Origin of the sequence: Vibrio campbellii CAIM 519 = NBRC 15631 = ATCC 25920 (assembly GCF_002163755.1) — a bacterium.
GTDB classification, from domain to species: domain Bacteria; phylum Pseudomonadota; class Gammaproteobacteria; order Enterobacterales; family Vibrionaceae; genus Vibrio; species Vibrio campbellii.
Genome location: NZ_CP015863.1, coordinates 1,923,996 through 1,945,065, shown reverse-complemented (window position 1 = coordinate 1,945,065; position 21,070 = coordinate 1,923,996). Strand labels below are relative to the sequence as shown.

General features: G+C 44.0%; 13 protein-coding genes and 1 pseudogene. 9 read left to right on the top strand and 5 right to left on the bottom strand.

Annotated features, from left to right (window positions below; genetic code table 11):
- Positions 1-8 precede the first annotated feature (8 nt).
- Both A8140_RS09145 and A8140_RS09140 read right to left on the bottom strand, forming a co-directional pair.
- Positions 9-1,949, bottom strand: a complete 1,941-nt coding sequence (locus tag A8140_RS09145) for an alkaline phosphatase D family protein (protein ID WP_005535754.1) — start codon at positions 1,947-1,949, stop codon at positions 9-11.
- 22 nt (positions 1,950-1,971) lie between these two features.
- Positions 1,972-2,322: a VC1380 family protein gene (locus A8140_RS09140; protein WP_005535753.1), complete on the bottom strand. Its 351-nt coding sequence runs from the start codon at positions 2,320-2,322 to the stop codon at positions 1,972-1,974.
- Between the two features lie 334 nt (positions 2,323-2,656).
- Between A8140_RS09140 and A8140_RS09135 the strand changes: the two genes are divergently transcribed.
- Entirely contained in the window at positions 2,657-4,468 is a 1,812-nt protein-coding gene (locus tag A8140_RS09135) for a ricin-type beta-trefoil lectin domain protein (RefSeq protein ID WP_005535751.1), read from the top strand.
- A 54-nt stretch (positions 4,469-4,522) separates the two neighbouring features.
- Here the strand turns inward: A8140_RS09135 and A8140_RS09130 are convergent, their stop codons facing one another.
- Positions 4,523-6,544 carry a M4 family metallopeptidase gene (locus A8140_RS09130; RefSeq protein ID WP_005535749.1) on the bottom strand — a complete coding sequence of 674 codons (2,022 nt, stop codon included), beginning with the start codon at positions 6,542-6,544 and terminating at the stop codon, positions 4,523-4,525.
- Positions 6,545-6,817: 273 nt separating this feature from the next.
- Here A8140_RS09130 and A8140_RS09125 point away from each other — a divergent pair, with 273 nt between their 5' ends.
- The 4 genes from A8140_RS09125 to A8140_RS09105 all read left to right on the top strand — a co-directional run bounded on the left by A8140_RS09125 (position 6,818) and on the right by A8140_RS09105 (position 10,943).
- Complete coding sequence (locus A8140_RS09125; protein WP_005535746.1) at positions 6,818-8,131, top strand: MipA/OmpV family protein; 1,314 nt, start codon at positions 6,818-6,820, stop codon at positions 8,129-8,131.
- 702 nt (positions 8,132-8,833) lie between these two features.
- Positions 8,834-9,367, top strand: coding sequence for a cysteine hydrolase family protein (locus A8140_RS09120; RefSeq protein WP_005535745.1), 534 nt, complete (start codon positions 8,834-8,836; stop codon positions 9,365-9,367).
- A 246-nt stretch (positions 9,368-9,613) separates the two neighbouring features.
- Complete coding sequence (locus A8140_RS09115; RefSeq protein WP_005535744.1) at positions 9,614-10,372, top strand: isocitrate lyase/PEP mutase family protein; 759 nt, start codon at positions 9,614-9,616, stop codon at positions 10,370-10,372.
- 148 nt (positions 10,373-10,520) lie between these two features.
- Entirely contained in the window at positions 10,521-10,943 is a 423-nt protein-coding gene (locus A8140_RS09105) for a GNAT family N-acetyltransferase (RefSeq protein ID WP_005535743.1), read from the top strand.
- A 25-nt stretch (positions 10,944-10,968) separates the two neighbouring features.
- Here the strand turns inward: A8140_RS09105 and A8140_RS09100 are convergent.
- Together A8140_RS09100 and A8140_RS09095 are read right to left on the bottom strand one after the other, a co-directional pair.
- Positions 10,969-11,740 (bottom strand): annotated as a pseudogene (locus A8140_RS09100) (IS30 family transposase).
- A 472-nt stretch (positions 11,741-12,212) separates the two neighbouring features.
- The gene (locus A8140_RS09095) at positions 12,213-13,751 is read right to left on the bottom strand and encodes an amidase (protein WP_005535742.1); all 1,539 of its coding nucleotides are present in this window, start codon (positions 13,749-13,751) and stop codon (positions 12,213-12,215) included.
- 203 nt (positions 13,752-13,954) lie between these two features.
- Here A8140_RS09095 and A8140_RS09090 point away from each other — a divergent pair, with 203 nt between their 5' ends.
- From A8140_RS09090 to hrpA, 4 genes are all read left to right on the top strand, one after another.
- Positions 13,955-14,695, top strand: coding sequence for a helix-turn-helix domain-containing protein (locus A8140_RS09090; protein WP_227740733.1), 741 nt, complete (start codon positions 13,955-13,957; stop codon positions 14,693-14,695).
- A gap of 115 nt (positions 14,696-14,810) precedes the next feature.
- Entirely contained in the window at positions 14,811-16,004 is a 1,194-nt protein-coding gene (locus tag A8140_RS09085) for an MFS transporter (protein WP_038863664.1), read from the top strand.
- A 493-nt stretch (positions 16,005-16,497) separates the two neighbouring features.
- Positions 16,498-16,887 carry a hypothetical protein gene (locus A8140_RS09080; RefSeq protein WP_005537230.1) on the top strand — a complete coding sequence of 130 codons (390 nt, stop codon included), beginning with the start codon at positions 16,498-16,500 and terminating at the stop codon, positions 16,885-16,887.
- A gap of 124 nt (positions 16,888-17,011) precedes the next feature.
- Entirely contained in the window at positions 17,012-21,049 is a 4,038-nt protein-coding gene (gene hrpA / locus A8140_RS09075) for an ATP-dependent RNA helicase HrpA (protein ID WP_080639315.1), read from the top strand.
- Positions 21,050-21,070: the final 21 nt, after the last annotated feature.

The window sequence follows — 21,070 nt, the reverse complement described above, 5'->3', positions numbered from 1 at the left end:
GCGCTGATTTATTCCTCAACTTGTGTTGGAGGGAAATATATTGAGTCACCTTCACCTGTTAAAATACTGATATTAGTTGGCTTTCCATCTTCATCTAGTCTCAGCTCGCCAATCGCACTTTGGTTCACTAATCGGTAGAAATTGTGATTGCTTGGGGCGCGTTTAAAAATCTTCAAACGCTTGCGCTTTGTGAACAAGTTCAATGGTGAGCGAGGGCTATACAACATGCGATCCATAGCATCACATGCGCTCAGCAGTTGTGCAGGAAATTGGTTCTTAATCCCACTGCAAGTGATCTGATAGATGTTTGGACTATTGCGGCGAAAGCGCAACTTGATGTCATAAGCGAAAGAGTAGTGCACGTCACCAGAGAGAATCACGAAGTTAGTTGGTGTCTTGGTGTGAGTGAAAATACTGATTAAGGTATTCGCACTGCCGGGGTGCGCCATCCAGTTTTCTGCGTCAATCAGCAATGGCTGACCAAAGCCCGTCATGATGCGTTGCAGCGTTTCAATAAACTTCACACCAAACATGGGCGCGGCAGAGACAATGATCACTTTGTCTTGATGCATCAACTCTTGTTGGAATTCAATCAAGGCTTCCCAATCCATCAAACCCGATGGTTTATTCATACGAGACTCTGAGCGCCAGCGACGAGTACGCGTATCCAGCACCACCACTTTTGGTGAGGTGTGAATCGTGTAGTGCCAATCTTCAAAACGATACAGGTACTTAATGAACTCGTCTTGGGATTCTAAAGTTAGCTGTTCAAAGTAGCGACGCGCATGCTCCATAAATGGAGCGTTGAATTTTTCTGGCGCGTTTCCCCAACCTTGGCACAGCCAGTAAGCGATCAGACTGTTACCAATGATGCGATGCGAGAAGAGGTTCTCATTGGCTGCTTTTTCCCAGCCAACTGTGAGATTCCAATCGTCGGTCACGTCATGATCATCAAAGATCATGTAAGTAGGAACATGAGCGAGCAAACGCTGGACTTTATCCAAACCTTCAACAAAAGCATCGATGTGAACTTTTTCGTCACGCCAATGCTGCTGCCATTTTGGCTCTAGTGTTTTTCCGCCCGTAGTGAATTTTCTATCCAATAAACGTTCGCGATTGACTAACGTCCAAGGCACTGGAGACCAAACGAGTAGGTACATCGCAAACAGTTCGGCAAAACTAATGAGATGGTTTTCACATTCGCGCGAGCTGAAGATGGGCGTGCCATGATGAGGTAAGAACTTGCTCAGTAAGCTGCCATCGTCAACGTAGTGGGGCAGAATGTTATCTCGGCCATAAAAGCAATCTGGGCTTTGATACAGCTCTTGCGTGTTTTTAATCGGCGCTTGTTCGAACTCTTCGTAAGGTAAGCCCAATAACTCAACCAACTGTTCGATGGCGTCCAGCATTGGCCCCGCCACATGATCGGCATAGATTTGATCGCCGCTCATGATCAGCATATCTGGGCGGTCTTCTATCTGCTGGCTAGCAACTTTTGCGTCTGCTTGGACGAGTGTGTCCTTACTGAAATGATGTGGGTTACGACAAGAACCGTGCAATACATAATCAGCTTTCTCGCTGATCAAGAATTCCACACCTTGTGCTGTTTGCTTATGTTCGTCATAGATAAGATGGGGCATCAACTCGGTTAACAAACCGGATTGAGTATGGAGCTGATAACGCAGTGCACGGTGGGTAGGAAATTCGCCTTGCAGCGTCAGCATGCAAACCCAAGCACGTTTACCGACTTGTAATAGATACTCTTTTGAAACAGGCTGAGAATAGTATTGTTCACCCGTGCCAGCATCGCTGATTTCAACCAAGCCTTCGAGAGGTTGCGTTGTCACCAACCAAATGTTCACTTCCGTTGCGGTGACTTTTCTTAAAATCGGACCGGCAATAATTAGGGGAAGAGAGTGGTGTTCGTTGGTATTGAGCGATGTTGGCAAAGCGGTTTCCTATTATTTTAAATCAGTGTTCTGAATCTTCTTCGAGTATTTCGATAACTTGTGAGCTGCTAAGTTCATGTCCCATCAGAAACAAACCTAACATGGCATCGGCTTTTGACGCACTGTCGCTATCTTCATCAAGGATTTGTTTTAGGCGAGTACGAATCAAGTCAATTTCATGGTCAACAAAACCACGACCTTCTTCTTCGCCTTGGCTATCTTCTGGTGCGTTATCGAAGTGCATGAACAGCATGTCACCATCGAGTGTGGTGCTTTCCAAGCGTTCAGGTAGCCATTCTTCTCCCATGACGATATCGGGGTTACTACCTTCAGGCAAGTTGTTGATTATGGTGATGAGTTCAGATGCTTTCACGGTTCACTGCGGCTTTGATCATTGGTTTTCTATTGTATCGGCGAAATGGGAAAAAACTAAGCCATTTAATCATTGTGGACTCTTAATTGCTTGCATTGTCATCACATCTTTAGCCCCAGCAAATGCGCAATTATCAATAAGTTTCGCTTTAAATAAATTTGGTGATAAATACAACAAATCTTCGCAGGTGGAATCACGAATTGCATGATTGGTCCGATGAGTTGATTGATTTTAGAGCGCGAACTAAGCACTCTACGTCACCACTCGATAATGAGAATGATTATCGATAATGAATTTAACTGACGTATAATAGAGTTCCGAAATGAAACGAATAATGACCTTACTTTGTCTTTCCCCCACATTTGGGGTGATGGCTGCTGACAATAACATTGAAGTTTTCATGAGTGCTTTTCATGAAAACCCAATTGAAGTGATGAACGAGTTACCCGAAAAGGAGGGCGACACGTATCCCATCATTAATATTGAAGAGTCGGAATCCATTCGAGCATCCGTGCGTGATGCCATTATGAAGAGAGCGACATCAGAATTTCCTCACTCATTTTCTGCGAATCTTAATAATGATAATCCAGCCCGTTTGGTTGATCTAGGAAATGGCCTGATTCGCAATCTCGATGAGTTACACCGTCAGACACCAAACTTTAAACGACTTGATGTACAACCTTGGTCCGATAGCTACTGGCCTCTGTATTCCGGTGCTGCTGCTTGGCGTTATGGCGATAGGGAGCTCAGTGCGAGTAATTGGCAAGAGTATTTTGACTTTTCGCACATTCAAAAACCGGTAGTCTCGGTTCAAGGGCAGGATCGAGAGGATTTATCTCCGGCTGAAAAATACGATTTGCTGGTGGGGGATACTCAATTTACGCTATCAAAACGTTCGTGGGATTCTGGCAAAGGGTACTACGAATCGAATGGCAGTGTAGAACGCTGGATGGGACTGTGTCATGGCTGGGCTGCGGCTGCGTATATGCTTCCTAGACCGACGCAATCTGTCACTGTGCCAGACGCTAACGGTGAACCTTTAAAATTTTACCCTTCAGATATTAAAGCACTTGGGACATTATTGTGGGCAGAAGCGCCGTTTGAAACTCGTTTTATTGGTGGGAGATGCAACATAAAGAACCCAGCAAAAGATGAAAATGGGCGAGTGATTGAACCGGACTGTACTGATACTAACCCAGCCAGTTGGCACTTAGCGGTGTTAAACCAGTTGGGGTTATCTGGCCGTAGCTTGATCATGGATGCTACTTACGATTATCAAGTTTGGAACCAGCCTGTTTTAGGCTACAACTTGCAATATTTTAATCCACAAACGTACCGCTCGGCTTCCGACCCTGCAGAAGTCATGATCAGCTTGGAATCTTACGACAAAGATCGTTTCTCTACATATCGCTCACGTCGCGCAGCTTCCATTGTTGGTGTTCAAATGCAAGTTGAATACATGGTTGAAACTAACCCTACACATCGTTCGACTGACATGCCTCGTTATGATGGCGTATCACGAGTGACGTATTACTACGACCTTGAAATCGATGCAAATGGACAAGTGATTGGAGGGGAGTGGTATCAAAATCGTCACCCAGATTTCCTCTGGACACCAACACCAATGGCGGTGGCAAAATCATACTACGATGGCTACGGCGAGTGGGATATGTCATTGCCGATTCCCCAGAACTGGCAGTACCAAGCCCCACGTGCTTCTCGTTACACGCAGCCAATGACGGCAGTTGTCGAAGCTCTGTTTGCCGCTTCGTCAGGTGAGCAAGATGGCCAAGGTGGATGGAAAAAAATAAAAACCAACACGGAGAGTGGCGCGCAGTGTCTTGATGTGGAGTACAGCGCATCAGGAGAGGGTTCAAGAGTGTTTGGTTGGCGTTGTCATGGTGGAGATAATCAAGAGTGGAAGTTAACGTCTGCAGGAAAGCTTATGAGTCAGAGCGCTCCTGAGTTGTGCCTCGATCAGAAAGGAATCAATATCACTCTTGAGCGTTGCGGTGATTTGCCTACCCAGCAATGGCGATGGGAAGGCGGGCAGATAAAGAACCGCCTTGATAATGCTTTGAAGTGGAATGACCGTACTTGGCTTGTTGAAGCAGATGTACAAGGCAGTGAGTGGTATTTGGAGTAGTTGCAACAAACACAGAGCCCGCTATCGGAGCGGGCTCTCTTTTATCATTGCTTATTAGTCGTTACAGCTGCCTTCAAATGTCCAGAACCAGTAGTTCTGAAAAGGGTCTGCTCCCCAGTTGTCTTGTGTCGCAACAAAGCGGTTGCCCCAATACTTCACTGAAGAACCAGCAGGGTAGTAGTTGTAAGGTGACCACTCTTGCAGAGACGCGCACTGGTCTTGTGGCTCTGGGTTTGGCTGTGGCGTTCCGTATGTCTCACTGACGGCAAGGTAGGCGTCAGAGGCGCTCTGCGTATTTGTTACAGTGACATAAATGTCTGAACCTTGAATACCACCAAAACCACACGCTTCTTCATTACCCATATTGGTCGATGAGCAGTCGTAATCTGAAGGTGTTGCTGGGCGATCAATCGCTACATAAAGTTCCACATTACCAAAGCCATTGTAAGTTTGCACCCAAACATCATCGCTAGAGGTTCTGCGCAGAACGAACTGTTGCTCGCCAGCCGCGTTGCTTTGGATCGCAACAGGCATGTTGAGAGAAAGCTCGTTCATGCCTGTATCCGGCCCAGGGTTTGGATTTGGATTAGGTTGACCGCTTTCACAGTTCATCACCTGAACACCCACTTGAGAGAACGCAGACGTGACAGCAGAGCTTTCATATCCCAGCTTTTGCGCTGCCTTGCATACGCCTTCTGCACCTTGCTGGAAGGTTGAGTTTGGCGTCCAGTACAACTGGTTCGCCGTTGCGTAAGCCATGAATGCTTTTTTGATGCTCCAGCCTGAGCTTGTCGCAAGGTGGTAAAAGGCTTTGTTGAAAATACCAGAGCTGTGGTGAACATCGATGCCACGGTAGTATTGATTCACGTGACCAATTGAAGCACCATCGTGACTTGGGTTGATGAAGTAACGCATTGCTGGCGAGTATTTCATCACGTGTTCACCCATTTTCCAGTTGAAGCTACCATGCACGTATTGGCTAAGTGCAGCAGCAGCGACGTCAGAAAATGATTCGTTCATTCCGCCAGACATGCCGCGATATTCCAACCCTGAATTTTGCTCCGTGAAACCGTGGCTGACTTCATGTGCGATAACATCCCAAGTCGCAAGAGGGTACATAGAGCTGTTGCCATCACCAAAGGTCATCTGACGGCCATCCCAAAACGCGTTGCCATAGTTTGAGCCGTAGTGAACGCGCATGGTGAGTTTTTGTTGAATAGGACGTGCGCCAAGCCACTCACGGTACATGTCAAACACACGTTGGCCGAAGTAGTGTGCGTCATTCATTGGCGCGTATGCCCCGTTGATTTCTCGGTAGTTATTCACGTTGCAGTTGAAGCGATGAACTTGACCACCCCATTGTTGGTTGTTCATGTTGATCGTTTCGACGTTATCACTGTTCATCTGACAGTATTGGTCGACTTGAAATCCACCAAACTTAGTATTTGGGCCAAAGTAATAACGACCACTTTTTTGGTTGCCGCCAGGGCCTTCTGCCTCAAGAAATGCAAGACCTTCCCATTGGTCCATGATCTCGCCTGATTTTGCATCAACCAGCGTGATAGGACGAGAAGGACGCAGATTCACAATCTTAACCGCATCGACTTTGTAGATAAGGTGCGCGGTATTTTGTTCGTCGAGCCAAACCATTAGTTCCGCACGAGCATCATTCTCTGGAGACTCGTTGGATGCAAAACCTTGCTCAGTACCCGTTGCGATCTCAATCGCTTGGTTAGCACTGATCATCGGTAGCGTTGAGTCCAAGTCGTTATCGATTCCAACCACGACATTGCCGTCAATCGATTGAGCAAAGCCTTTTGCGGAAAGATCTGCGACGACAGAATGGCCGTAAACAGGTACGCCGTAATGCAACTGCTGTTTACGAACAAGCGTTTGTTGGCCAATTTCTACTCGGTTGATGTTTTGATAGCTCAGCTCGGTACTTGCTGGCATGTAGGATGATTTACCAGCAATATTGAGTGCTTCAGAGATGTCAGTTTGAGAGTGTTCCACAATTTGTGCTGCCTGCGAGGCGAACGCGAAAGGGACAAGCGATAATAAAGTGACGTTTCGCATAATTAACCTTTTATTATGGTTGTGTATTTTCTTATGTGTGTATATTCGTAGCAAAAATGCAATTGCAGATTAAAGATAAAACTCGTGAATGTATAAGTGCAATCGATTGAATATTTGAGGTTGATTCAAAACAAATTTATAAATCGCCTAAAATATGTGCGGTTATAGTAAAGCTACTTAGTCCTTAAGGAATTTTTAACCGATAGGCGGGTAAAGTCAGATATACTCGTCGTGATTAAATACTGTCCCTAATTACAGCAACATAGGAGAGTTATGAAACACCTACTAGGAACATCACTAGTATGCTCGGGCTTATTGCTAAGCGGAGCCGCATTTGCTGAGTCGAAGCATGCAGAACAAGAGTGGGGTATTGCAGCGATGTACCGCACTGCTGCGATTCCTTTTTATACAGCTAACGATGACTCGACAGTAAGCACGTTTGTACCAATGATGTTCTTTGAGAATGAACACCTTTACATTGATGGTCTTGAAGGTGGCGTGTTCTTGTTTGATGAGGACGACTCCGACTGGCGTGCGAGTGCGATCATGCGCTTGCGCTTTGTTGATATTCCTAAATCAGTTCAAAACGCTTTTGAGGGCGACCGCGTCGATTTCGGTGGCCAAATTCGTTACAACTTTGACGAGAACTGGCGCGCTGAATTCGAAGTTATGACGGATGACGAATTTCAATTTCATTCTAACTACCGTATCGCGGCAAACTACGAGTTTGGCGACTGGGAGTTGGAACCTTCCTTTACCATTCGTTATAAAGACGCCGACTTCAACAGCACTTATTACTCTTTTGATGAAGTAACGGGCGAGAAAATTGGAGCTGGGATTGATGCTAACTTAGGCATCAAGGCGCGTTACCATGTTATCTCGAACCTGTATTTACTTGGCGAAACCAGCATCACGCGTTTAGACAATAATGCGTATATTGGCCAAATTGTTGAAGACCGCTATCAAGGTGAAGTCTTTGTTGGCTTTGGTTTCTTTAATGACAAAGGGAAGGCTCGCAAATCAGAGTTGAGCAACCGTCCGTATCTGCGTGTAGCTCACGGTTGGGCAACGCCTTCTAATATCGGCGATATTTTCAAATTTAATGCCGAGAAGGATGAATACAACAACCAGCTAACGTCATTATTCTACGGACACCCTTTGACGGATGAAATCTTCGGCTTCCCAATTGATATTTACCTAACACCGGGTCTGGTCCACCATTGGTCATCGGAGGTTCAATCGTCCAGTACTGAGTATGTGATGGCGATTAAGGCGTACTACACCTTTAATTGGCCGACCAAATGGCGTTTTGGTGTTGCAGAGGGTATGTCTTACATCGATAACGTAACCTACATAGAAGGTACCGAGATGGAAGAGAAGGGCTACACCGCAAGTAATTTGCTGAACTATCTCGACTTCTCATTTGATGTGAATGTAGGCGATCTGTTTAACCAGAAAGATTGGGAAAACATGTGGGTTGGTTATTCGTTGCATCACCGTAGTGCGATTTTCGAGAGTGCTTCTCAGTTTGGTCGCATCAAAGGTGGTAGTAACTACAATACCATCTACTTCCAGTATGATTTTTAAGCTCATCCGAATGTAAATATCCAAAGCCTCATATAGCTATGGGGCTTTTTATCTAACCGAGCTTTAATCATGGGGGTACGGCATTTTTAGCGGATAAACTTAAAGTCGTTAACATTTAGAAAACTGCTCAATGGGTGCAGGCACTTATCTTACGAATTGCGCTTTTGGTGTGAAGAGAGCAAAGCGGTTTGTGTTACATCTGGTGAATTGGCCTAGAAGTTTCCGCATAAGGGGGCGGAACTAACGCCCTGCTTTTGCAAATTACACGGAATTGTGAAGGTGCCATTAGGAGTTGCTTCAGTATTGATGAAAGCATAGTCGACTGGTTCGAAAAGTTAGCTTAAGTAAACTCGCAAGTCGGTAAAGTGGTGGCGCGTTGAATGTTGTGCTTACCGGGAACAGTGACAAGATTCTGACAAATGGGAATCAAAAAAGGCGTCATCGTAACGATTCCTGTAAATTCCTTCTCAACATGAAAGTCTACTCAAAATCTGTAATTTTGCATTTGCCTTACCTGTAGTTATTCAATTAAGTGCTGAGTTTTGCTTTTTTTAATTATGCGTCATTTGGCGGTCCAAAACTCAGCACTATTCATTAACCTACTGATTATTAATTGAACTGCAACCAGATAGGCTGCATTATAAGACGATAAAAGGCGGCTAAAAGCCGTATAAAAAGCGTTAGCCCTATCAGAGGAAAACAATGAAATCTGCAGTATTAGTTATTGATGTTCAGTCGATTCTGTTCGACCCGGAACCTCAACCATTTGAGTCACAAATCGTACTCACCAAAATTAATGAAGTTACGAAATTGGCGCGTGCTAAGTCTGTCCCAGTTATCTTTGTTCAGCACGAGCAACCTAAATCTGTTATTGAATACGAAAGCGCTGGTTGGGCATTGCAGTCGAGCTTAATTACACAAACTGGTGACCATTTCGTTCGCAAAACAACACCAGACTCTTTCTTGAATACTAATCTTCAAAGTGTTTTGAATGAACTCGATGTAGATAGCTTAATTGTGTGTGGCTACGCCTCAGAGTTTTGCGTTGATACCACCATTCGCAGAGCTGCAGGTTTAGGCTACCCCGTAACTTTGGTTTCGGATGCTCACACAACTCATGATAAGGAGCACGCCAGTGGGGCTCAAATTCGAGAGCACCACAATGCCACGTTACCAAGCATTTCTAGTTTCGGTGTTAAAATCGAAGCGGTAGAGGCGTGCAACCTTTGGGCATAGGGCTAACAAGCAATTTAAGAGTGATTCAGCACGCTTGGCATTTTTAGTTTGGTTTAAGTTTGGTGATTACGGTGGCTAAATTGAGTGTCGTGGTTGCGCGCTTCACACCTTAATTGGGCGTTATGTGACCGCGACTTATGGACCAATATTTATCATTCAGTTCCGGAATTGGCGAGCTTTATGATATGGCCATCGCTAGCATCTGTCTGAAAGTATTAGTTCCAAACATATATGGGAGTATCAGACATGTTTAAAAGTATGCATAGAGCGGAAGAACCACTAGTTATTTGTAATGTTTGGGATGTACCGAGTGCGAAGATCGCAGAGGAAGTTGGGTTTTTAGCTATCGGTACTTCCAGTGCTGCTATTGCGAGTAATCTTGGAAAAGATGATGGAGAGAATATTAAGTTCAATGATTTGTTGTCAATTGTTAAAGCAATCGGTGGATCAACCAATCTGCCTTTGACAGTTGATATTGAATCAGGTTTTGGAGATACACCTGAACTCATAGCAAAGAACATTATCGAATTGGTGAAAGTCGGCGTCGTTGGCATAAACATAGAAGATAGTGTTGTAGTAAAAGGTCACAGGCAGCTGTGTGATGTTGCACAATTTGAGAAAACGCTTAAGCAAGTTAGGTTGTTACTCGCTGAAGCAGATACTGAAGTTTTCATTAATGTTCGGAGCGATGCATTCTTGCTCAATGTTAGTGAACCTCTAGTTGAGAGTATTGAAAGAATTAATAGGTATCAACAATCTGGCGCCGATGGAATTTTTCTACCATGTATTAGAGACGTTAATGATATTGAAACTGTTGTAGCAAGTACGTCGCTACCAATAAATGTAATGTGTATCCCTGAATTACCTAGTTTTCAAGAACTGAAAACTCTAGGTGTCAAACGTATAAGCATGGGTAACTTCGTGTATGAGGCAATGCTTGCCTCGCTGTCCTCTAGCTTAATGTCCATCAAAAGAGAACGGTCGTTTGAAACTCTATTTTTATAGTATCGTGGGTGTTATAACTATCACATAACTGTTTAAGAGTGATTCGCAACGCGTGGCATTTTTACTATGCGTTGCGTTTAGTGTTTAAGATGGCAAGCAGGGGGTCGGTATTGCGTTACTCACACCTTACAGGGCGTTAGGAGATTCAATGGTTTCGTATCAACAAACAAAAGATTTATCAGCGTCGGATAAGATTACTTACGTAAATATGCGTTTATACTACGAGCATTATTCTGTTGATTGGGATTGCTCAAAAATCGAAGAGCAAATTCAAGATTTAGCCAATTTCGATATCCTCTTAAATGATGAGGTCGTTGGGGCAATTCGTTTGGCATTTGATAATGATGGTTGTTATGTTCGTGACTTGCAAGTCGGTGAGGAATACCGAAATAAAGGCATTGGTGCGTTAGCACTTTCAGAATGTGAAAGGTTAGCCATTGAATCAGGCGCTAATCGACTTAAGTTACGTGTATTTAAAATCAGCCCAGCTTTTCATTTGTATGAAAGAGTTGGTTTTGTGGTTGATAACGCTGATGATAGGTTTTACAGCATGTCGAAAACAATCTCTTAGTATCAAGTTTGAAGTGCGACACTTTTTACAGATGCGCATGAATGTACTCCGTTGGTGTCCTATACCCAAGTCTTTTGCGCGGGCGCGTATGTAATTTGTATGCAATTTCATTGTAGATCTTCTGTGTTACGTGTGACATAGAAGTTCGTTTTGGTAAGTATTGTAATATCAAGCCGTTGGTGTTTTCATTTTTACTTCGTTCCCATGAATGGTAAGGCTTTACAAGTTAAAACAGACAGTTATGATGTTTCTCTAGTTGTGCATAACCATGAAATTCAGTGCTGTTATCCACAGTTGTCGTTTTAAAGGGTAAGTCAGAGCGGGTGATGATTTTGCTCATTCTTACGTTGAGCGACTCGCTTGTTCTATCGTCCATTTGCCCAATAAAAGTGTAGCCAGTCATTCTGTCGACTAACGTCACTATACAGTGCTTGGTTCCGCGGCTAACGACGGTATCCATTTCCCAATGACAGGGCTCTTTTCTATGCTCAGCTTTTGCTGGCCTATCGGTAATATGGCGCTTTGCGTCAGCCGACGTCGGCTGTCTTTTGAGTTATACCTCTTACGCCTTTTCTTAGTGGACCGGCGTAGGTGCTTCCATAGGGTCCCACCGAGAGTTTTTTCGTTCCAAATATGCTGATAAATGAGCTCTTGGCTCCTTAGATATCCGACGATTTGGTCAGGGCTCCAATCCTGTCGTAGCAAGGCTTCAAGTAATCTGAAGTCGATTTGTGACGATCAAGTTGTTTAGCTATTTTAACGGTACTAATTCCTCGCTTTCTGAGTGCAGAAATCATGTGCGTTTCGTTCTTAGTAAGGTGCGTTTATCTCATGTTTTTTACTTCTTAGCGGGAGTTAACTTCATGATTTTCGCATTTCGCTGTTTTTATGTTCAGAGGTGTCGCACTCCGTTCTTGAATCCAAGAATGATACTCTGAGCGAGTAAGGTAATTCTAATATAGTAGATAATTATCTGTCGAGGAGATAGTTATTAGACTCTAGTTGCTATTTAACACGAAGAGTTAATAAAGGCTTACTAAAGAATTATATAGATGGCAGTTAAGATGAAAAACGGGTACGACTAGAGCCTATAGCCAATCTGATATGCCCAAAGGCTTACTAATATTGATTACCTGATAAAAGCTATGCGCGAAGTGTCGTCAAGTCCAGAATTGGCAGCTTCACGCATAGGCCGGACATATGGAAGCGACCGGCCTCTTTTATAGGCATAGATATCTTGTCAATGGGGGGAAGACCATCTAGGTATAATCAATTTTCTACCGAAAAATGGGCCAGTTTTTCAAATGCGTGACCGAGCTGGATCATTTCTACATCTTGAGCAAAGCCACCTAAAAAAGATAAGCTGACCGGGATATTACTTTGTGTGACTCCAGCTGGGATTGAGATTTCAGGATACCCTAGTAGAGAAGCAATATAACCAGCCTCCAGTAGATCTTGTGACCGACATTGGTAGCTATCATCAATAATGCTTGGCAGTGGTGCTGCCGGGCAGGGCCTAGTCGCAAATACAAAGCCATCTAATCGATACTGTTTTTTTATAGAATCCAGTTTAGCTCTCATTAATGGTAAATGTTGGTTGAGTAAGCTTATGTAACGAGAACTGTTGGTATCATGATTGAGCATATTCTGTTCTAAAGCAGCCAATCGCTTGGGATTGATAGGGTGAGGGTTCTCTTTATCGGCTTTAAGTTTTTTAATTATTTCAGACAAATTTAGCGTTGTATTATTGGTGCGCAAGTGTGTTTCCAATTGTGGTTTAAACTCTGCTGCAATAATAAAAGATGAAACAGTTGCGCCAATGGATGCCATCTCTTCAGGTAATGATAATTCGATGACCTCAGCCCCTTGGCCTTTCATTTTTATTAGTGACTGATCAATAATCACATCCACCTCATCGTTCGCACCCGAATAGTTATTTATATATCCCAACCTCTTATTCTCAAGCGTTGCTTCATTCAACGATCGAGTAAAATTTGGGGCTGATTGTGTCGAATAATAAAACACACTTGCCTGATCTTTTGTATCTTCCACTGCTATGATGTCCATGATGATAACAAGATCTTCCACGGAGGATACAAGCGGTCCTATTGTGTCAAAAGTCAGAGAAAGTGGCACAACGCCTGTACGACTGGTTAACCCCATTGACGGTCGATATCCTATCAAACCAGTGACTGAAGCAGGACCACGAATCGATCCTGTGGTGTCTGTACCCAATGCAAAAGGAGCTAAATGGGCAGCAACTGCAGACGCTGAACCGCTGCTTGAACCGGAGGGATCCCGCTGTAAGTTAAGTGGGTTAAGAGTTTGCCCGGCGAGCGAACTGTAACCGAACCGCCCGTAAGAGGCTGCGAGTTCTGACATATTCGTCCGGCCCAGCACAATTGCCCCCTGTTGTTTTAGCAACTCTACCACCTTAGCATCATATTTTGCGATATTATCTTGGAGTGCAATCGAGCCTGCAGTATTAGGTTGATCTACTACGTTGTAATTATCTTTTACTAGAAATGGAATTCCCCCAAGTATCGAGTTTTTATCGCCCGATTTATCCCATTTTTTCGCATTTTTCAAAGCGGTGTCATCAATGCTTACAACCGCGTTCAGAGCCTTATTTTTCTCAATTCTCTCTAAATAAGATTCTACTAATTGCTCTGATGTTATCTTTTTATTTTTTAACGCAATGTGGATTTCATTGAGTGTCGCATTATCTAGATCAATTGCAGCTACCGAATAATTGATAACGAATGAAATGATGAATATTATGTACTTTTTTATTGAATTATTTAACAAAATCTACTCCTTAAGATTTATACCTGAATCACCTCAACAAACGGTAGTATGGTGCCCAGCATGAGACATGAAAAATATCATTAGCTCGTGTGTGAGCTTCTTCGCTTAAAGTTACTGCCGTATTGATGGTTTAACCTCTAAACAGATTGAGCTTAAAAAATATGTTATGGTTAAAGTCTCATTTAAATAAAGATGACTTACTAATGACCATAGAGAAGGATGACCATCAGGTCATAACAACCGTTTATGACAGTCACTTTTCTTGCGACTTTCATCAACATGATTTTGCGCACTTTATCTATGTCCATCAAGGGTGCCATATTCTCTACACCGATGAGCAAAGTATCCTATCCACACCCGGCAATCTTATTTATGTGCCTTCCCATACACCTCACAGAGCTGAGGTGTTAACGCATTCACGACTTAGCTTTTTATGTACAACAGTCCAACTTCAGTCAGAGAGTGATAAAATTAATTTATTCTCGGTTTCCCCTATCGTCGCTCAGCTCTTTCAACTTTGGGAATATGATCAACCCAAAGAGTGTTTAGAGAAGCATTATATTCAAGTTCTGGTCGATCAAACGCTTCAATGCGAAACATCCTCGGCCAGTCTTGTGGCACGAGGTAGTCTTGATAGAAGATTACTTAGCGTTATTGATACCCTTTCGAATCAACCCAACATCAAAATATCAATTTCAGACCTGGCGGCGACTACAGGTGCTTCAGTACGGACATTAAATCGACTTTTTCTCACCTATTTCGATTCTTCTTTTAAAGATATTCGCAACAAAGTGGTAATGGATAGAGCGGAACAGCTAATGAACCAAGGGATGACCGCGACTGACATCGCCTACGAGTTACAATATTCAAGTTTGTCGGCTTTTTCGAGCGCATTTAAAGAACATAAGAAAAAAAACAATCTCAACGCAGTGTTACCAAAGTAGTTTGTGCATTGGATTAATTTGGCGTGTTTTGAAAACACCTTGTCGCTAAGTCGGAAGCTGGAAAAACCTAAGCTGGTTAAAATCCTCCTGTTTCCTAAATCTTATGGTGTCATCTATGTCAAAAATCCCCATTATTCTAATTAGCTTTATCATGGCGCTAAGCTATTTTTTTGCATCAAGTATGTACGCGCCAAGCTTGCCAGACATTGAAAGTAGCTTGCACACTACTGACTCTCTTGCCCAGCAGTCATTAAGCTTTTTCTTTATTGCTCTTGCATTCAGTCAATTAAGCTGTGGACCTTTATCTGAACGTTATGGCCGTAAGCCCGTCGCACTCGTCTCTGCTATTATTTTTTTAGCTGGCTCTATCGTTTGTTTGTCATCGATAAACATACACACTTTGCTATTGGGTCGTGTTATTCAAGGACTAGGAGTGGGTGGACTGTATCTTCTCTGCAGGACGGTGTTACAAGATTCCTTCAATAAAAGTGAGTTGATGGGCATACTGGCTTGGTATGGTGTGCTTTTTATGGGATTGCCCGGTTTGACACCTGTGATAGGTGGTTATATTGCGGGGCATTATGGGTGGCAAGGCAACTTTTTTTTCATGGCTGTTTTAGCGGTACTCATACTGCTGGTGGTGATCTTTAAACAAAAAGAAACTATAGCGAAGAAGAACCCACATGCTATAAAACCCAAACAAATGCTTAAAGATTACGCGTTGATAATTTCTCATCCGATATTTTTGAGTTATTTAGCCATGATGATCAGTGGAACAAGTTGTATTCTCCTTTTCCAAGTGACAGGTTCATTTGTTGCCCAGAATCAATATGGCTTATCTGTTGAGCAATTCAGTCATGGTATGCTCGTACTCATGGCCGCCAGCGTTTCATCTCGCCTCTTCTGGAACTCGTTTCTCAAAACTAGGATCAGTGAGATCATGACTTTAGCACTAGGAGTGTTAATCCAGATTGCTGGTGGGGTTGTAGCTCTCTATAGTGTTTCCATACAAAGCTACTTCATTTTAGTTACCGCCTTTGCACTTTTTGCGTTTGGCTCAACTTTCCTTACTACGGTGGCTAGCGTTTCTGCTCTTTACTTATTTCCTAACCATCGTGGTCAAGTTGGTGCTATTTATGGAGCATTGCAAATGTTAGGTGCATTTGGTTTTACTTTAGGTTTATCAGCTTTACCGACCGACCAAATTAATATGGTTATCGCTAGTTGGCTGTTAATAGCGTTGAGTACTGTCGCTTTATTAAAGATCACTTTCACATTAAAGCAGGACAAAGAGGAGACAGCGCCTTAAATAAAGCGTCTTTAGCTTGTGATCTTTATGAGCGTGAACCTAATCCAATACTCATTCACGTTTATAGAAAACCTATCACTCCAAAAATAGCGTGATAAAAATTACAAAAACCGTTAACGTTTAAATTCACAAGCAATTGAACTCGAGGAGATGTTTAAATCCACGCTCAAAATCCTGTTAATAAGTATAAATAACTTAAAAGTTAATGTATTTTCGAGTCCTTGTTTCTAGTGCCTCTACGTGTATAGCGATCAAGTAAGATTTACATATTAGAACTTTATTTTTATCTTGATTCGTTTTAACTGATTCATCGCTTTAAATATATTTTTTCCTGTAACCTTTGGAGTTGTGCTTTGTTCTTAGTCGTTATAAACATTTTCCTATTGAAAGTGCACTTTTTCATTAGGTGATTCGACATTTAGAAAACATGTATGTACTTAGCAGGCAAGAATAATGTTACTGTGTTTTTTATTTTTAGCGGTAGTATACATAAATGCGTTATCAATCCTCGCCTTGTGATTCCAGCGAACAAAGACAAGAGACCACCAGAGAACGTGCAGAGCGACAACGTTTAGAGCGAAAAGCTGGATTGACATATAACACTGGTGATGAAAAGCGTTGGGCGCAAAATCGCGAGAGAGTACTCCGTGAAAGTAGGGTATCTGAGCCTCACAAAGCTATTACACCAAATCAGCCTCTCACTGATAGCTCTGTTAGTCTGAAGGCTCTATGGGAAATGATCGAAGAGACAAATAAGCAAGTTGCGAATGCGATTTCAGGTACAAGTAAAGAGAATCATGATGCAAAGAAAGCGCTAATAGATGCTCAGAGAGATTCTCAAATAAACCGGCTTAAGGAACGCGAGAGTCAAATCACAAAGTAAGATACTCGTCGACTCAAAATACGATGGATTTGCTTGAGTTGTTCGAAAAATGAATGATTGCTGGATGCCGCTTTCCGTTATCTTGTTCTGGCCCTTATGTGCTACAATCCGCGCAGTTTTTGTAATGAAAAGAATAGGAAACGCTTTGACTTCGTCACAGCCCCCAAAAAAGAATCCCGCTGAAGATCAAGCGACACCGTCAAATGGTGCGCAAAATGCCAAAGCGAAGAAGGCTAATGCATCTCAAGCACAAGCTTCTCAGAATGCTGCGCCTCAGGCTCAAGTAAATAACGCGGCGTCAATGCGCAAGGCACTTAACCAGTGCATGATGCGTGACCGCTTCCGCTTGAGTAAACGAATCTCTGGTGCAAGTAAAATCAAAAAAGACGCAGCACGTAACGCTGTGTTTGATGAAATCGCATTAGACATCGCCAAATCCATGATGGTTGTGGAGCAACGTAGTAGCTACAAACCAACGATTGAATACCCTGAAATCCTGCCTGTCAGCCAAAAACGCGACGACATTGCGAAAGCGATCGAAGAAAACCAAGTGGTTATCGTTGCGGGTGAGACCGGTTCAGGTAAAACCACTCAGCTGCCAAAAATCTGTGCTGAGCTTGGTCGCGGTAAGTTCGGTCTGATTGGTCATACTCAGCCTCGTCGTCTTGCGGCGCGTTCGGTTGCAAACCGTATTGCTGAAGAGATGGAAACCAAGCTTGGTGAGTTTGTTGGTTACAAGGTTCGATTCAACGATCAGATCTCTGAAAATACCCAAATCAAATTGATGACGGACGGTATCTTGCTGGCTGAAATTCAGCATGATCGTTTCTTGAATCAATACGACACCATCATTATCGATGAAGCGCACGAGCGCAGCCTGAACATCGATTTCATCTTGGGTTACTTGAAAGAGTTACTACCACGTCGTCCTGATCTAAAAGTGATCATCACGTCGGCAACCATCGACCCTGAGCGTTTTTCAAAGCACTTCAACAACGCACCAATCATTGAAGTGTCAGGTCGTACTTACCCAGTAGAAACCCGTTACCGCCCACTAAGTGGTGATGACGATAATGATCGTGACCAACTTGAAGGTATCTTCGAAGCGGTAGACGAACTGTGCGATGAAGGTTTAGGTGACATCCTGATCTTCATGAACGGTGAGCGTGAAATCCGTGATACCGCTGATGCACTGTCTAAACGTAATCTGAAGAGCACGGAAATTGTGCCGCTTTACGCGCGTTTGTCGGCGGGTGAACAGAACAAGATCTTCCAACCTCATACTGGTCGCCGCATTGTACTGGCAACCAACGTAGCAGAAACCTCGTTGACGGTCCCGGGCATCAAGTACGTTATTGATCCGGGTACAGCGCGTATCAGTCGATACAGTTACCGTACTAAGGTTCAGCGTCTTCCAATCGAGCCAGTTTCTCAGGCGAGTGCGAACCAGCGTAAAGGTCGTTGTGGTCGTGTGGAAGAGGGTATCTGTATCCGTCTGTACTCAGAGGAAGATTTTGAGTCACGTACAGAGTTTACCGATCCTGAGATCCTGCGTACCAACCTAGCGTCGGTTATCTTACAGATGACGGCACTTGGTTTGGGTGACATTCAAGCCTTCCCATTTGTGGAAGCGCCTGACAAACGTAACATCCAAGATGGTGTTCGTTTGTTGGAAGAGCTTGGGGCAATTAACGCCGAAGCGAAGGACGCGAAAAAACGCCTAACTAGCATTGGTCGTCAACTTGCGCGCCTTCCAATCGACCCACGTTTAGCACGTATGGTATTGGAATCACCAAAGCAAGGTGCGTTGAAAGAAGTGATGATCATCGCGGCGGCATTGTCGATTCAAGACCCGCGTGAGCGTCCAAGTGATAAGCAGCAATCATCAGATGACAAGCACAAACGCTTCTTCCATGAAGACTCAGATTTTCTGACGTTTGTGAACTTGTGGGACTACATCCAGAAGCAGCAAAAGGCGCTGACGGGTAACCAGTTCCGCAAGCAATGTAAACAAGATTACTTGAACTACTTACGCGTGCGTGAGTGGCAAGATGTGTACTTCCAAATTCACCAGTCGATGCGTGAAATGGAATTCAAACTTAACGATGAGCCTGCGTCTTACCACGGTGTACACAGCTCAATCCTTGTTGGTTTGTTGTCGCACATCGGTATGAAAGACCAAGAGAAGAATGAATACCAAGGCGCGCGCAACGCTCGTTTCCATATCTTCCCTGCATCGGGTCTATTCAAGAAACAACCTAAGTGGATCATGTCTGCTGAATTGGTGGAAACCTCAAAACTTTGGGGCCGCATCATCGCGAAGATTCAACCAGAGTGGATTGAACCGTTAGCGAAGCACCTAATTAAGCGCAGCTACAGCGAGCCGCATTGGTCGAAGAAACGTGCAGCAGTCTTGGCACACGAGAAAGTGATGCTTTACGGAGTGCCAATTGTACCGAAGCGTTTGGTGAACTACGGCAGTATCGATCCTACCGTCAGTCGTGAGTTATTCATTCGTAGCGCGCTGGTGGAAGGCGAGTGGGAAACCAAACACGCGTTCTTCAAGCAAAACCGTAAGCTTCTTCAAGAAGTGGAAGAACTTGAACATAAATCTCGTCGCCGTGACATCTTGGTGGATGACGATGAGCTGTTTGATTTCTACGACCAACGCGTTGGCACTGAAGTGGTCTCTGGCAAACACTTCGATACGTGGTGGAAGAAAGCATCAAAAGACAACAAAGAACTGCTGAACTTTGAAAAAGAGATGCTGTTCAAGGGCGATGCAAGCCACGTTACCGACTTGGATTACCCGAACTTCTGGTACCAAAACAACCTCAAACTCAAGTTGAGCTACCAGTTTGAACCGGGCGATGGTAGTGACGGCGTAACGGTGCATTTGCCGCTGCCGATCTTGAACCAAGTTGAGCCTGCGGGTTTTGACTGGCAGATCCCAGGTTTACGCCATGAGCTTGTGGTGAGCTTGATTAAATCGCTGCCGAAGACAGTGCGTAAGAACTTTGTTCCTGCACCAAACTACGCCGATGCTTTCTTAGCTCGTGCAACGCCGATGGAACCGCCACTGCTTGACTCATTAGAGAAAGAGCTGCGTCGAATGACGGGTGTGGAAGTTCTGCGCGAAGATTGGAATATGGATCAAATTCCGGAGCACTTGAAGGTGACTTTCCGCGCGGTTGACCATAGAAATCGCAAGTTGAAGGAAAATAAAGACCTTCATGAATTGAAAGAGAGCTTGAAAGATAAAGTTCAAGAAACCCTTTCAAAAGTAGCGGATGACGACATTGAGCAACAAGGTCTGCACACGTGGAGCTTTGGTGAGCTGCCGAAGGTATACCAACAAAAACGTGGCGGTTACGACGTTAAAGCGTACCCAGCGATTGTGGATTCTAAAGACAGTGTTGAAATCAAACTATACGAGACCGAATACGAGCAGGTCACGGCAATGCAAGCGGGTCAGCGTCGTCTTATCTTGCTGAACGTGCCTTCGCCAATCAAATACCTGCACTCTAACTTGCCGAACAAGTCGAAGTTGGGGCTGTACTTTAACCCTTACGGCAAGGTGCTGGATCTGATTGATGACTGTATCGCGTGTGGTGTCGATAAGCTTATCGAAGAGCAGGGCGGTTTGGTTTGGGAGCCAGAGAAGTTTGATGCACTGAAAGAACACGTTCGTGCTGAGCTTGGTGACACGGTGGTGGACATTGCGCAGCAAGTGGAAACCATTCTGACGACCGCTTTCAACATCAATAAGAAGTTGAAAGGCAAGATCGACTTCACCATGGCGTTTGCGCTATCGGACATCAAAGCACAAGTCGAAGGGTTGATCTTCAAGGGCTTCGCGACAGAATGTGGTTGGAAACGTCTGCCTGATATTCTGCGTTACATGCGTGCGATTGAGCGTCGTATGGAGAAGCTGCCGATCGATCCAAACAAAGACCGTTTACACATGCTGAAAGTGGAATCAGTGACGAGCGACTACAAAGAGCTGCTCAACAAAATTCCGAAAGGCATGGTGATTCCAGAGAACGTGAAAGAGATTCGTTGGATGATCGAAGAGCTTCGCGTGAGCTTTTTTGCTCAACAATTGGGCACTCCGTACCCAGTTTCTGATAAACGTGTCAAAAATGCGATTGATGCTTGCTAATCGTTCAGTAAAATAGCGGCA